Annotated in this window: 12 protein-coding genes and 1 pseudogene; 8 read left to right on the forward strand and 5 right to left on the reverse strand. The window is 63.9% G+C overall.

All coding sequences use genetic code 11. The features are described from left to right. Positions 1-1003 (forward strand): MFS transporter (locus EOA75_RS16580; RefSeq protein ID WP_164747409.1); only part of this gene is annotated, 1003 nt, incomplete at its 5' end. A gap of 181 nt (positions 1004-1184) precedes the next feature. Here EOA75_RS16580 and carA read toward each other — a convergent pair. Continuing rightward, positions 1185-2387, reverse strand: a complete 1203-nt coding sequence (gene carA / locus EOA75_RS16585; RefSeq protein WP_127324673.1) for a glutamine-hydrolyzing carbamoyl-phosphate synthase small subunit — start codon at positions 2385-2387, stop codon at positions 1185-1187. Positions 2388-2657: 270 nt separating this feature from the next. Here carA and EOA75_RS16590 point away from each other — a divergent pair, with 270 nt between their 5' ends. Continuing rightward, positions 2658-3107, forward strand: a complete 450-nt coding sequence (locus EOA75_RS16590) for a GatB/YqeY domain-containing protein (protein WP_095779703.1) — start codon at positions 2658-2660, stop codon at positions 3105-3107. A gap of 9 nt (positions 3108-3116) precedes the next feature. On the opposite strand, the gene EOA75_RS16595 is transcribed toward EOA75_RS16590, so the two are convergent. After that, a complete protein-coding gene (locus EOA75_RS16595) occupies positions 3117-4106 on the reverse strand; it encodes a hypothetical protein (RefSeq protein WP_127324674.1) in 990 nt (329 codons plus the stop codon). Positions 4107-4398: 292 nt separating this feature from the next. On the opposite strand from EOA75_RS16595, the pseudogene EOA75_RS16600 reads away from it, so the two are divergent. After that, a pseudogene (locus EOA75_RS16600) lies at positions 4399-5104 on the forward strand (DNA helicase). 52 nt (positions 5105-5156) lie between these two features. Then, the gene (locus EOA75_RS16605; RefSeq protein WP_127245930.1) at positions 5157-5714 is read left to right on the forward strand and encodes a GNAT family N-acetyltransferase; all 558 of its coding nucleotides are present in this window, start codon (positions 5157-5159) and stop codon (positions 5712-5714) included. 27 nt (positions 5715-5741) lie between these two features. On the opposite strand, the gene EOA75_RS16610 is transcribed toward EOA75_RS16605, so the two are convergent. After that, positions 5742-6125, reverse strand: coding sequence for a DUF983 domain-containing protein (locus EOA75_RS16610; protein ID WP_164746753.1), 384 nt, complete (start codon positions 6123-6125; stop codon positions 5742-5744). A gap of 111 nt (positions 6126-6236) precedes the next feature. On the opposite strand from EOA75_RS16610, the gene EOA75_RS16615 reads away from it, so the two are divergent. After that, a complete protein-coding gene (locus EOA75_RS16615) occupies positions 6237-7613 on the forward strand; it encodes a PLP-dependent aminotransferase family protein (protein ID WP_164747410.1) in 1377 nt (458 codons plus the stop codon). Between the two features lie 25 nt (positions 7614-7638). Here the strand turns inward: EOA75_RS16615 and EOA75_RS16620 are convergent, their stop codons facing one another. Beyond that, positions 7639-8820, reverse strand: a complete 1182-nt coding sequence (locus EOA75_RS16620) for an MFS transporter (protein WP_127324676.1) — start codon at positions 8818-8820, stop codon at positions 7639-7641. Positions 8821-9076: 256 nt separating this feature from the next. Next, positions 9077-10741, reverse strand: a complete 1665-nt coding sequence (locus EOA75_RS16625; protein WP_095801609.1) for a Na/Pi cotransporter family protein — start codon at positions 10739-10741, stop codon at positions 9077-9079. Between the two features lie 362 nt (positions 10742-11103). Between EOA75_RS16625 and EOA75_RS16630 the strand changes: the two genes are divergently transcribed. The 3 genes from EOA75_RS16630 to EOA75_RS16640 form a co-directional block, all read left to right on the forward strand. After that, positions 11104-11466 carry an RcnB family protein gene (locus EOA75_RS16630; protein WP_066994606.1) on the forward strand — a complete coding sequence of 121 codons (363 nt, stop codon included), beginning with the start codon at positions 11104-11106 and terminating at the stop codon, positions 11464-11466. Between the two features lie 138 nt (positions 11467-11604). Continuing rightward, positions 11605-13557 carry a DNA primase gene (dnaG, locus tag EOA75_RS16635; protein ID WP_127324677.1) on the forward strand — a complete coding sequence of 651 codons (1953 nt, stop codon included), beginning with the start codon at positions 11605-11607 and terminating at the stop codon, positions 13555-13557. A 422-nt stretch (positions 13558-13979) separates the two neighbouring features. After that, positions 13980-14277: RNA polymerase sigma factor region1.1 domain-containing protein (locus tag EOA75_RS16640; protein WP_281058533.1), on the forward strand; the 298-nt coding region annotated here is incomplete at its 3' end.

The raw sequence follows: 14277 nt of genomic DNA on the forward strand, positions 1-14277 counted from the left end.
CTCCATCGACAATCTGATCTGCGCCATCGCCTGGTCCTATCCGATGCTGTTCATCGGACGCGTGCTCGCCGGCATTTCCGGCGCCAGCTATTCGACGACGTCGGCCTTCATCGCCGACATCTCGAACGACGAGAACAGGGCCAAGAATTTCGGCCTGCTCGGCATTGCCTTCGGCGTCGGCTTCGTCATCGGCCCGGTGCTCGGCGGACTGCTCGGCACGTTCGGGCCGCGCGTGCCGTTCTATTTCGCCGCCGGGCTCGCCTTCGTGAACTTCCTCATCGCGATGTTCTTGCTGCCGGAGACGCTGGACGAGCAGCATCGTCGCCGCTTCGAATGGAAACGCGCCAATCCGGTCGGCACGCTGATCCAGATGCGCAACTATCCCGGCATTGGCTGGATCGGGCTGGTCTTTTTCCTGATGACGCTCGGCCACATGATGTATCCGGCGGTCTGGTCTTTCGTTTCAAGCTACCGTTATGGCTGGAATGAGCAGCAGATCGGCTTCTCGCTCGGCGCCTTCGGCCTTTGCGGCGCGATCGTCATGGCGACGGTGCTGCCGCGCGTCATCCCGAAGCTCGGCGAGTGGAGGACCGCCGCGATCGGCCTGACCTTCACCGCGCTCAGCGCCTTTGGCTACGCGTTTGCGACGCAGGGCTGGATGATCTACGCGGTGATCGTCGCCGGCTGCCTGGAAGCACTCGCCGACCCGCCATTGAGGAGCCTTGCGGCGGCCAAGGTGCCGCCTTCGGCGCAAGGCGAATTGCAGGGCGCGATGACCTCGATCTTCTCGATCACCTCGATCATCACGCCGCTGCTTTATACGGCGATCTTTTCCTGGTTCACCGGCCCAAGCGCGCCGATTGAGTTCGGCGGCGCGCCCTATGTGCTCGGCGCGGTTTTCCTCACATTGGCGGTGATCGTCTTCGTGACGAAGGTCGCCAAGCCGACACCGAAGGAGGTCGAGCGCATGCACGCGCAGGAAGCGGTGACCGACGCGGCTTAAGGCGTGTTGATAGTCGGGTGATGCCGGCCTGTTAAATGACGGCTTCCTGCGCTTCCAGTGCGCACGACCCAAAAGTACGGTCCGCTCCGGTTCTCGGACCCCGCCCAGTGTGGTCGCTCCGCGCCCGTCTTCGACCGCGGCTCCGCCTGACCCCGAATCGCCTTGGACTGGGCGCTTTGAGCTAGGCGCGCTCGGCCAGCGCCGGCTCGCCGCGCCGCTCGCGAATGAGATTGACGAAGCGGCGGAAGAGATAGTGCGAATCCTGCGGGCCGGGTGAGGCCTCGGGATGGTGCTGGACCGAGAACACCGGCCGGCCAGTCAGCGCGATGCCGCAATTCGAGCCGTCAAACAGCGAGACGTGGGTTTCCTCGACGCCTTCGGGCAGCGAGTCCGCGTCGACGGCGAAGCCATGGTTCATCGAGACGATCTCGACCTTGCCGGTCGTGTGGTCCTTCACCGGATGGTTGGCGCCGTGATGGCCCTGATGCATCTTCTCGGTCTTGCCGCCGAGCGCCAGCGCCAGCATCTGATGGCCGAGGCAGATGCCGAACACCGGGAGATCGCTTTTCAGCAGGTCCTGGATGACCGGCACGGCGTACTCACCCGTCGCTTCCGGGTCGCCGGGACCGTTGGACAGGAAGATACCGTCCGGCTGCATGGCCAGGATCTCTTCCGCGCCGGTCTTGGCCGGCACGACGGTGACCTTGGCGCCGAGGCCCGCAAGCAGGCGCAGGATGTTTCGCTTGACGCCATAATCGATGGCCACGACATGCATCAACGGCTCGTCCTGCTCGCCGAAGCCTTTGTTCCAGGCCCAGGGCGTCTCGCGCCAGACCGAGGATTGGCCCGAGGTGACCTCCTTGGCGAGGTCCAGCCCGATAAGGCCCGACCAGGCGGCGGCACGCCGCTTCAGGTCGTCGAGGTCGAAAACGCCATCCGGTGCATGGGCGATGACGGCGTTGGGCATGCCTTTCTCGCGGATCAGCACGGTGAGAGCGCGAGTGTCGATTCCCGAAAGCGCGACGATGCCGCGCCTCTTGAGCCATTGGTCGAGATGCCCGGCCGCCCGGTAGTTGGAGGGGTCGGTGACATTGGCCTTGAGGATCGCGCCGACGGCACCCGCGCGGGCAGCTGGATGCAAATCCTCGATATCCTCGCTGTTGGTGCCGACATTGCCGATATGCGGGAAGGTGAAGGTGACGATCTGGCCGGCATAGGAGGGGTCGGTAAGGATCTCTTCGTAGCCGGTCAGGGCGGTGTTGAAGCAGACTTCGGCGACCGCCGATCCCGTGGCGCCGAGGCCGCGGCCTTCGATCACCGTGCCGTCGGCGAGCACCAGAAGGGCGGTCGGCTTTTCGGTGGTCCAGGGGGCGGTCGTGGCCATGGCGGCACTCCTAGAGGCTGCTTCCGGACCATTCCGTTGGAGGGACGACCCGCACAGCAAACGACGCGCGGCGGCGAACTAGCGAGCCTGCGCGCAACCAAAGTTTCAGTTCATGCGAGGCTCAGTACATAGGGGATGGCGGCAAAGCGGTCAATGACGCTTCCTCCGAGCGGAATCGTTTTATTTCGCCGAGCAAAATCAACGGTTTGCCTGGATTTGCCTTGAGCGTCCGGCGAAGCTATTGTCCGCCGCGATCGAAGGAGAAGCATCATGCGCGAGAAAATCGCCGAATCCATGAAGAGCGCGATGAAGGCGCAGGACAAGCATCGGCTGCCGACGCTCAGGCTGATCCAGGCCGCCATCCACGACCGCGACATCGCCAATCGCGGCGCGGGCAAGCCGGCGGCGAGCGAGGAAGAGATCCTGCAGATACTTTCCAAGATGGTGAAGCAGCGCGAGGAATCGGCCAAAGCCTTCGAGGACGGCAAGCGGCCGGAACTGGCGGCGCAGGAGCGCGGCGAGATGGAGATCATCCGCGAGTTCCTGCCGGCACAGCTCGACGATGTGGCGATCACGGCGGCGGCGCGCGAGGCGATCGCGGCGACGGGTGCCGCCAGCCAGAAGGACATGGGCAAGGTGATCGGCGCGCTGAAGCAGAAATATGCCGGCCAGATGGATTTCGCCAAGGCGAGCGCCATCATCAAGGGGCTGCTCCAGTAGAAGACCGGCTCAGTTCTTGCAGATCGGCACCGGCTGCGGCGGCGGCGCCGGATGGTCTTTCTTGTACAGCGCGATTATCGGCTCGAGGGTCTTCTTCGGCCAGAACTTCGGAGAGCCGATTTCCTTCAGGCAGGATGCGTTCCAATAGACGCCCCCAGCCGACAGCGCTTGGCCGGCGGCTTTTGCGCGCGCCACAGCGGCGATGTCGCGCGATTCAGGATAGATGTAGAGCGTGGTCGGGTTGTTCTTCACCAACGGGATGATCTGCTCGGCATCGGCCGGCGACCAGCTGGTGCAGCCATTGCTGCGGCCGCCGGCATAATTCACCAGCTTGCCGAACGGGACGAAGCCGTCATGGTCGGCGTAGGAGCTGTTCGGATCTTTCCGCAGGCACATGCCCCTGAGCAAGGCTGCCGGATGGCCGCCGATCACGCGCTGCCTGGCGTTCGCCGCTTCGCCTTCGCCATCGAACTGGATGAAGGTACGCATGAACACCGCGTTCTGCGCACCGACGCGATAATAGCCCTTGAAGGACGTCTTGGTCTCGGCGGTCATGTAGGCTCCGCCTGCCGTCAGCTCCGAATCCATCGCGTTGCCGAAGTTTTTCGCGCAACGCCTGCCGTTGGAGAAATCGGCAACGCCTCTGAGATTGCGGCCGCCGCCATGGCCCGAAGAAACCGCTCGAAAGACCTGCTTGGCCTCGCAGATGATATAGTAGCGTTGGCCAAGCACACTGTTGCCAAGGTCGCCGGGCCGCGTCGCATCCATCGCGAAGTAGCAGGGGTTGCTGACCGAACCTTCACTGACCTTCCTCTGGTAGAGGGCGCGCGCCCGCTCCAGCACGACCTGCGAGATCTGACCTTCGTTGTCGCCGACATGGCGCTGCAGCCAGTCCGGAATGTTCGATGGGCGCAACGCCGCGAACGAGCCGACCGATGCCGTCAGAGCGGCGAGGACGAAGAGGACGGCGGCACCAAGCGGAACAGATATCAACCGCACCGGATTAATCCCCCCTCGAACTGGTATCGCTTGTGGTGAATCACCTGCGCCAATCATAAGAGCATAGCGCCGATGGGCGAAACACTTCTTGTCTAGTGCGATCTGCCGAAGCTGGCGCATCTGCGATTTTCGACAGGCAAGAAGTTGGCTACTATCTGATTCCGGCGCGCCCACGCCTCCTCCCTCCGTTGGGAAAGCATTGTTCATGCAGGGCATTCGATCGCTAAACCGACTGTTCGAGCATCGGCATAAGGAGGGATTGCGAAGACTGCTCGCAATAGGAGGTTTTTCGATGCGGCTTTCCGCACCCGTCTATCATCTGAAGCGCCAGGCGAGGTTGCTGTCGCGCAAGGAAAATGTTCCCCTTCATGAGGCGCTTGACCGCATGGCCTTCAAGGAAGGCTTTGGCAGCTGGAGCCTGCTTGCGGCGAAAGCCGCCGAGGCCGCACCCGCCGGGAGGCTGCTGGCCCAACTGATACCCGGCGACATGGTCCTCGTGGCGGCCCGGCCGGGTCAGGGTAAGACGCTGATGAGCCTCGAACTCGCCGTGGCGGCCATGAAGCAGGGCAGTCGCGCCGTATTCTTCACCCTGGAATACATGCATGCCGATATCCTCGACCGGTTCCGCGACATCGGCGTCGACCCTGCCGTTTTCGACCATCTGTTCGAGTTCGACAATTCCGACGCCATCAGCGCCGCTTATATCATCGAGGCGTTGGGGTCGGTGCCGCGCGGCACGCTGGCGGTGATCGACTATCTGCAACTGCTCGACCAGAAGCGCGAAGATCCCGAGCTCATGGTGCAGATACGCGCCTTGAGATCGTTTGCCCGGGAACGCGGGCTGGTGCTGGTCTTCATCTCCCAGGTCGACCGGTCATGCGTCCAGGAAGCCGTTTCCCGACCTTGACGATGTCCGGCTGCCGAACCCACTCGATTTATCGCTCTTCGACAAGATGTGCTTCCTCAACAAGGGCGAAATCCGCTTTCAGTCAGCTTGAGGGCGATCCTGACCGGGGCTATGCCTGCCGATCTCGCAAAGGACACGGCTTCATGGTCGAACTCGTCAAACCAGCGCTCGAGCATCTGCCGTCCTACAAGGCGGCGCTGGAGCGCGGCTGGTCGCCGGACAATGTGCGGCTGCTGGAGGCTACGCGCGAGCAGCTCGAGGCCATTGAAGAAGATCCGGTGGCATTTCTCGCCGACCTGGACGACCCCGAGGCCAAGGGGCCGCCGATCGCACTGCCGGACGGCACAATGGTGCCACGCCTGCCGGGCTTCCGGCGCTGGATCTGGGACGGCGAGGCCGCCGGCTCGATCGGGCTTCGCTGGCAGAAGGGCACGTCGGCGCTGCCGCCGCACGTGCTCGGCCACATCGGCTATGCCGTGATGCCATGGAAGAAGGGGCGCGGCTATGCCACCGAAGCGCTGCGGCTGATGCTTCACGAGGCAAGGGCGGTCGGTCTCGACTATGTCGAGATCACCACGGATCTCGACAATCTTGCATCCCAGAAGGTGGTGCTCGCCAATGGCGGCATTCTCGTCGGGCGCTTCGCCAAAGTCGCCGCCTATGGTGGCGCGGAGAGCCTCAAGTACCGGATCGACCTTTAGGTCTCAAGGCAAGCGAACTTGAGAACCTTATTCGCCGGGCCTGGCCAGTCTTCCTTCTGCGGCCTTGTAGTAGAACTGGCTCGCGACAAGCCAGCCTTTCAGCGGCCTGAGCGGCGGAATGCAGGTCGCAAGGATGATCGGCACCGAAACGAAGGCGTGGAACCACATTGATGGCTCGAACGTCACCTGCGCCCAGACGGCGAACAGGACGGAGGGCACGCAGGCAAAGCAGATGACGAAGAAGGCGGGTCCGTCGGCCGGATCGGCAAAAGAATAGTCGAGCCCGCAGACTTCACATTTCGGCGCCAGCTTCAGAAATCCGTCGAACAGCCGGCCCTCTCCGCAACGCGGGCATCGCCCGCGGATGCCGACCCGCCAGGGTTCGAGGTGGGGATAGTGCGCGTCGTGCATGGTCATCACTCCAGGACCTCGCATGCATTCGATCGGCGTTGAGGTCGCGCATACATACTAATATGATTATTGTATGCATACAATGCGACAAAATGTATGGATACCGGTGGCATGAACAGTGAAGGGGACCTCAGCTGGCTTTCTCCCTTGGCGGAAGACTCACGGCCGCTCTATCTCAAGATCGTCGAGGCGCTTGCGGCTGCCCGCTCGATCGGGCGGCTGCAACCGGGGGACAGGCTGCCGCCGCAGCGAGAGCTTGCCCGCTTCCTTGGCGTGGATCTGACCACGGTCACCCGGGCGTTCACCGAAGCCCGCCGCAGGAACCTGATCGATGCAACGACCGGTCGCGGCACCTTCGTCACCCCCGGCGAGCCGGAAGAGCCGATCCTCGATCTGAGCATGAACATTCCGCCGGCGCCTTCGGGCCTGAGCCTGCCGGCATTGATCCGGAGCGGCATCGAGGGACTGCTCAAACGTTTCAGCGCCGAAGCACTGCTTTCCTACCATCCCGGCCCGGGTTCTCCCGCGGAACGCGCCGCCGGCTCGTATTGGCTTGCCGCAGCCGGCGGCAGGTTGCCTGTCGAGCGCGTGGCTCTTGGTTCGGGGGCGCAGGCGCTGCTCGCCGCCGTCCTTCTGTCGCAAACCCGTGAGGGCGATACGATCCTCACCGATACGCTGACCTATCCCGGCCTGATCGCGCTGGCGCAGGCCACGGGGCGAAAGCTGGCTGGGGCGGGACGCGACGATGACGGCATGCGCCCCGACCATCTGGAGGAAGCGGCGCGACGATATGGCGCCCGCGTCCTCTATCTCAACCCGACACTTCACAATCCGACCACGCTCACCATGCCGGAGGGCCGGCGCCGGGATCTGGCTCGGATGGCGGGCAGGCTTGGCCTGGTGATCGTCGAGGACGATCCCTACAGTCCCCTGCAGACCGCTTCACCGCCAGCCTTCCTCAGCCTGGCGCCGGACCGGACATTCCACCTGGCTACATTGGCGAAATGCATCTCGCCATTTCTGCGCACGGCGTTCCTGGCGGCGCCCGACGCGAAATCCGTCGAGCGGATCGCGGCGACAATCCGGGGCACCACCATGATGGCGCCGCCGCTGATGACGGGGCTCGCCTGCGAGTGGGTGCGAAGCGGCCTGGCCGGCGAGATCACCGCCGCGGTGCGTGCCGAAGCAGAGGCCAGGCAGACGATCGCGCGCAAGATCCTGCCGGCCGGTTTCGCCTCGACGGAATCAAGCCTGCATCTTTGGTATCCGCTGGATGCGCGATTGCGTTCATCGGATATCGCCGAGATCGCACGCCGTCGCGGATTGGCCCTCAGCCCGGCGGAAGAGTTCTCCGTCGTGCCCAGTGCCGCTGATGGCTTGCGGCTGGCGTTGGGTGCCGCATCCAGCCACGAAAGGCTGGAGGAGGGGCTTCACGGTTTGAAGTCGATCCTGTCGGGCGGCTCTGGCTCCTTGCGTCCTCAGGTCTGAGGCGGCAGAGCGGCACGCCAAGGCTCTATTCCGCCGCAGCCGGCAACGGCGGCGTCGCCCGGCTGCGCCATTCCCAAGCCTGCGAGGCAAGCGCGACCGCCAGGGCCACCAGCATGGCAAACGCGCCGGCGACCGGCAGGCTGCGATAGCCAAGACCGGCATTGAGCATCGCAGCGCCCAGCGAGGCGGCGAGCGCGATGCCGACATTGAAGCCCGAGGGAATCAGCGACGAGGCAAGGTTCGAGGCGTCTGCCGTCCAGGCCAGGATCCGGGTCTGGATCGGCGCGCCGATGGCGAAGTTGAGGCCGCCCCATATGACGATCGCGACGATCATCGGCACCGGGTAGGGACTGACCGCATAGATGACGCCAAGCATAACCGCCTGCAGGAAAAGCATGGCGATCAGCGACGGCATCAGCTTCCAGTCGGCAAGCTTGCCGCCCAAGAGAACGCCGATCGTCGCGCCGACGCCGTTGAGCAGCAGCACAAACGGGATCAGGCTTTCGTGGAGGCCGGTGACTTCGAGCAGCGTCGGCGTGATGTAGGTGAAGAGGCCGAACTGGCCGATCATCAACATCAGCATCAGGATGAGCGAGGTCCAGACCTGCTGGCGCCCCAAGACGCGCACCTCGCGCGCGAGGCCGGCGGGCCGGTTGGCGGCGCCTGCCGTGCGGGGCAGCAGCGCAAGCATGGCAACGATCGCGACGACGCCCAGCGCGCACATCACCCAGAAGGTCGCCCGCCAGCCCCAGAGACCGCCGATCGCGGTGCCGGCCGGAACGCCGATAACGTTGGAGACGGTCAATCCAGAGAGGATGACCGCGACCGCCCGGCCGCGCTGGTCCTCACGCACCAGGCCGACCGCGACCACCATGGCGACGCCGAAATAGCAGCCATGCGCCACTGCAGTGGCAATGCGCAGGAGAAGCATCGAGGTGAAATCGGGCGCCAGCGCGCAAGCGGCCTGGCCAAGAGTGAAGGCAATGGTCAGGGCGATGAGCAGCGACTTTCGCGAGACCGTGCTGGTTGCGAGCGCCAGGAGCGGACCACCAACGGCGATGCCGCAGGCATAGCCGGAGACGAGATAGCCGGCGGTGGGCACGGAAACACCCAGACCCTGCGCTACCTCCGGCAGCACGCCGGCGATGACGAATTCAGTCGTGCCGAAAGCGAAGGCGGCAATGAACAGGGCAATGAGGGGCAGCATGGCGCGGACAGCGATCCCGAATGAGCTGGCCTCAAACCATGGATGGACGCTACGGGCAATGCAGAAATTGTCGATGCCGCTTTAGGTTTTCTTGACCGGGTTGGGCAGTGGTCTCGACTGGCCCTCTTCGTGCCGTACGGGCGCTCAGTCGGAGCCGTCATCAATCTCACCGTCACCTAGCCGACGGATGCGAGGATTGAACGAAGGCTAATTGTGTGCGGGCCGGTCGGTCGATGCTAGCTCGCCTTCAGCGATGCTAGCTCGCCTTCAGCCGCGAGCCGCCGAGCAGCCCGCGCTCCTCCAGCACCGGGTAGGCCATGGAGGCGAGCAGCGAATTGATCTGCTTGAGGTCGCGGATGGTGTCGAGATGGATCGAACTGGTCTCGACGCTTTTCGCGGTCCCGTCGCGCAGCCGCACGAAGTGGCTGGCGCTGGTCTCTTTCTCGCGCTCGCGCAGCAGGTCCTTCTCGAGCACCAACTGGCGGGCGGTTTCCGGGTCGCGCGAGACCAGCACGTTGAAGGCAAGCCGCGCATTGGCCAGAACCGAGGCATGGAAAGCGCAAAGCTCGCGCCAGCCCTCGGGCGTGAATTCCAGCCCGCGCTCGAGCTTCTTCCTGACATGCACAAGCATGTTGCGCACGATGATGTCGCCGACCTGCTCCAGCTTAACGCAGGCGCCGATCAGTTCCTGGCAGCGCAGCGCCTCGTCCTCGCTCAGGGGGTTCTTGGTGACCTTGGCCAGATAGAGCTTGATCGCGGCGTGCTTCTGGTCGACCCGGTCGTCGAGCGCGGCCAGCGCCTTGATCTTGCCGGCGTCGGCGCTCTCATAGAGCTCGATGATCCGCTTCAGCATGATCTCGACCGTCTCGCAGACCCGGACCACCTCGCGCGTGGCGTTGGCCAAGGCCTGGCTTGGCGTGTCGAGCGCGCTCTCGTTCAGCGCGGACAATTCGACCACGTCGAGCGCTGCCGCCGGTTCGGGCTTAGTACCGAGCGCCACGATCTTCTCCGAAGCGCGATAGACGAGGCCGGCGAGTGGCAGCCCGGCAAGCAGGATGATCACGTTGAACAGGATGTGGGCGTTGACGATCTGGCCGGAGGCCGTCGTGCCGAGGAAGGAGAAGTGCGGCCTGAAAATCATGAACAGGATCAGCATCACGAGCGAGCCAAGCCCGCGCATCAGAAGATTGCCGATCGGCACGATGCGGACTTCCGCCGCTGCCGAGCGGGTGAGCATCGGCGCGATGATCGAGGAACCGAGATTGACGCCCAGGATCAGGACGACGCCGAGCTCCGGAGTGATCAAACCCCGGCCGGCTAGCGTGGCCATGAGCAGGACCGCCGCGATGCTCGACTGGAACAGCCAGGTGATCAGTGCCGCCAGCAGGTAGGAGCTGATCGCATCGCCGGAGAAGTAGTCGATGATGACCGGCATGAGCTGGCTGTCGCGCAACGGCTCGGAAGCTTGGCCGATCATCTCCAGCGAAAGGATCAGAAGGCCGATGCCGACAAGGATGCGGCCGGTCTGACGCCAATCGCGGCGCTCGGTGGCCATGAACATGATGGTTCCTGCGACCAGGCACAACGGCACCACGAGCGACAGATCAAAGGTAAGAAGCTTCGCGACCAAGGCCGAGCCGATCTCGGCGCCGCGCACGGCAAGCTGCCCGGCGGCGCCCGACACGATGCCGGCGCCGGCGAAGGAGCCGACCAGCAGCGTGACGGCGGTTGAACTCTGCAGCGCGATCGCGAGGCCACAGCCGGCCAGCACCGCCATCAGCGGCTTGCGCATGGTGGCGCGCAGCCTGTGACGCAGCACATCGCCATAGGCGCGCTCGACACCGGTTTTTACCATGCGGGTGGCGAACAGCATCAGCGCCACTGCGCCGGCAAGGTGCAGAAGGACAACGGATCCGCTCATGCCGAGCCTCGCAACGAGGCGGCCAGGAAGCGGAAAAAGGTGCGAATCGCAAGCATTTCGAAGGTCGAGACTAAAGCAGTTTACATTAGCCGGATAATAAATTTTACCCGATTCGGCCGACATTCGGCACACGACGGCGTGTGTCGGAAATGGATAGAAGGTGCTTTGGTTGCAGATCGCGGTCGGACAGGCGGCAAATGTCGCGTCGACGCGAAGCCTGGGCTTGAACCGGTTTCTGTAAATTGGTGAACCTGCTTGCGTAACCAACGGAAATCATTACGGAATTGTAATCAAGGTGTTCAGTTTCGGTTCATGCCAGCCGGAATATCTCCTTGCCTATCGACAACCAAGGAGCACTGACCATGAAGCGTCTCATACTTTCCACCGTGACCGCCGCGATGCTGACCGCTTCGGCCTTTTCGGGCCAGGCGGCGCCGCTCGTTCAGCCGAGCGAGACGCAATCGACCTACACACAGGTCGACTGGCAGAAGCCGGGCCGGCATGTCGAGAAGCGCGTCGTGAAGAAGAAGGTCGTGGTGAAGCGCAGCCATTGGCGCAATGGGCAGAAGTATTCCAGCTGGAAGCGCCATCAGGCGGTTCGCGACTGGCACCGTTATGGGCTGCGCCGTCCCGGCCCCGGCCAGGAGTGGATTCGCGTCGGCAACGACTACCTTTTGGTCAGCATCGTCTCCGGTATCATCTTCGGCGCGATCGCCGCGCACTGAGCGGGGAATGGTCCGAAAGACGGGAAGGCGGCCGCGCGGCCGCCTTCTTTTTGTCTGTGAAAAGCGGGTACGATCGGGCTTATCGAGTCGTCGCGCCCAAGCGGCTTGATTATATGGAGGGTAAACGAGCCTTTCCCGATGCGCTTTCCACCCGCCTTCCTCGACGAGATACGCGACCGCGTGCCGATTTCTTCGGTGATCGGTCAACGCGTTTCCTGGGATAGGAAGAAGTCCAACGCATCGCGCGGCGATTATTGGGCGTGCTGCCCGTTTCACGGCGAAAAGAGCCCGTCGTTCCACTGCGAGGACAAGAAGGGGCGCTATCACTGTTTCGGCTGTTCGGTCTCGGGTGATCATTTCAAGTTCCTGACCGAGCTCGACGGCATGAGCTTTCCCGAAGCGGTCGAAAGGATCGCAGAGATGGCCGGCGTGCCGATGCCGGTGCGCGACGCCCAAGAAGAAAAGCGCGAGAAGGAACGCGCCAGCCTGACCGACGTCATGGAGATGGCGACGGTCTTCTTCCAGGAGCGCCTGCAGGGACCGGAAGGCGCCAAGGCCCGCGCCTATCTGCGCGACCGCGGTCTGACGCCGGCGACGCAGCAGTCCTTCCGGCTCGGCTATGCGCCGGACAGCCGCAACGCGCTCAAGGAATACCTCGCCGCCAAGGGCGTGCCGAAGGCCGATATCGAGGCCTGCGGACTCGTGCGGCATGGCGACGACATCCCGGTCTCCTATGACTGGTTCCGCGACCGCATCATGTTCCCGATCCCGTCTTCGCGCGGCAGGATCATCGCCTTCGGCGGTCGGGCGCTGGCGCCGGACGCTTTGGCGAAATACATGAACTCGCCGGAGACCGAGCTCTTCCACAAGGGCAACGTCCTCTACAATTTCGCCCGCGCCCGCAAAGCGGTGGCCAAGGGCGGCACGGTGATCGCCGTCGAAGGCTATATGGACGTGATCGCGCTGGCACAGGCCGGCTTCGAGAATGCCGTGGCGCCTCTCGGTACGGCGCTTACCGAAAACCAGCTCGAGCTTTTGTGGCGCATGGCCGGCGAGCCGGTGCTTTGCTTCGACGGCGACCAGGCCGGGCTGAAGGCCGCCTGGCGCGCCGCCGACCTCGCCCTGCCGGCGATCCAGCCCGGGCGCTCGGCACGCTTCGCGCTGCTGCCCGAAGGCAAAGACCCCGACGATCTGGTCAAAGCGGATGGGCCGGACGCGTTCCGCGCGGTGCTTTCGGAAGCGCGGCCGCTCGCCGATCTTCTGTGGATGCGCGAGACGGCCGGCGGCGTGTTCGATACGCCGGAGCGGCGGGCGGAGCTCGAGAAGACGCTGCGCGAGCTTACCGGCCGCATCCGCGACGAAAGCCTGCGCTACCACTATCAGCAGGAGATGCGCGAGCGCGTCCTAAGCTTCTTCGGCTCGCAGCGCGGCGCGCGGCAAGGCCTACACGGGGGACGCCAGGACGGCCGGCCAGGCGAGCGCGGCAGAGGTTCGGCGCCAGGCGGGGCGTTTGGCCGGAGCGCTGCGGGCGCGCGCACCGCCATCACCGAAAGCCTCGGCCGCTCGGCGCTGGTCAAGCGCACGGGCGAGGCCATGTCGGTACGCGAGGCGACGATCATCGTGGCGCTGGTCAACCATCCGCCGCTGATCGACGAGAATTTCGCGCATGTCGAATTCCTCGATCTTGCCAATTCGGATCTCAGGCGGCTGCATGCAGCCATCCTCGACGCGATGGCGCATGACGCGGCCGACGACCGCGACGCAGTCATCGCCACCATCGAGCGCGCCGGATGCGGCGACATCTGGGAACGCGCGGTGGCGCTGATCAAGCGGGCGCGGCAGTGGCCGGCGCTCGAAACCGCGGGACTTGACGATGCCCGGGACGCCTTCAACCAAGCGCTGCACTTGCAGCGCAGCGCGCGCACCTTACATAGGGAGCTGAAACAGGCGCAGGCGGCGCTCGATGCAGACCCGTCGGACGAAAACTTCCGGCATCTCGTCGAGATTCAAGCGCAATTCAACGATGTACAGGCAACGGAAGCGCTGATCGAAGGGTTCGGCGTTTCGTCGGGCAGGGCTGGGCGTGCTTAGGCCCAGGTCGGCCCGAAATGAAGTGGAAATGCTCAAGGCGCGTCGATTCGACGCCTCTAAGTCGGGCAATTGATTCGCTTTTTTCATGCGAATCATGCCAGAGGCGCTTGACCTTCTGGCAGATTGGCGGAATCAGGACGATTCGAAACGTTAACCGTGCCCCGCGTCGGTGGGAAATTTTGAGCGATGTAAGGTTCTGGCGACTGGACAGGCAAAAGGCCTGCCACAGATACCAGGGTTAATCTGGACTTAATGCATGTCGCCCAAAAGTGGAACCGGTTTTGGGGCAACGACAGGCAGCAAACAAAAGAGATGATGCGGTCACTGGCCCGGTAAGAAGCGTTCTGGGGCGAGCGCATCCGGTTTGACCGGTCCGGCAGTTTACGCGGCTTCGATATTCGGCCGCTTGGAGACGACAAAGAATGGCGACAAAGGAAAAGGAAGAGGTCGAGACCGAACGTGAAGGCGCCACCGATGGCCCGCTGCTCGACCTTTCCGATGATGCTGTCAAGAAGATGATCAAGGCCGCCAAGAAGCGCGGCTATGTGACCATGGACGAACTGAACTCGGTGCTGCCCTCGGAGGAAGTGACATCCGAGCAGATCGAGGACACGATGGCCATGCTGTCCGACATGGGCATCAACGTCGTCGAGGACGACGAGCAGGGCGAGGAGGCGGAAGGCGGCGACGCGGGCGCCGACTCCGAGGAAGACGCCAACG

Source organism: Mesorhizobium sp. M1A.F.Ca.IN.022.07.1.1, assembly GCF_003997575.1.
Taxonomy (GTDB): domain Bacteria; phylum Pseudomonadota; class Alphaproteobacteria; order Rhizobiales; family Rhizobiaceae; genus Mesorhizobium.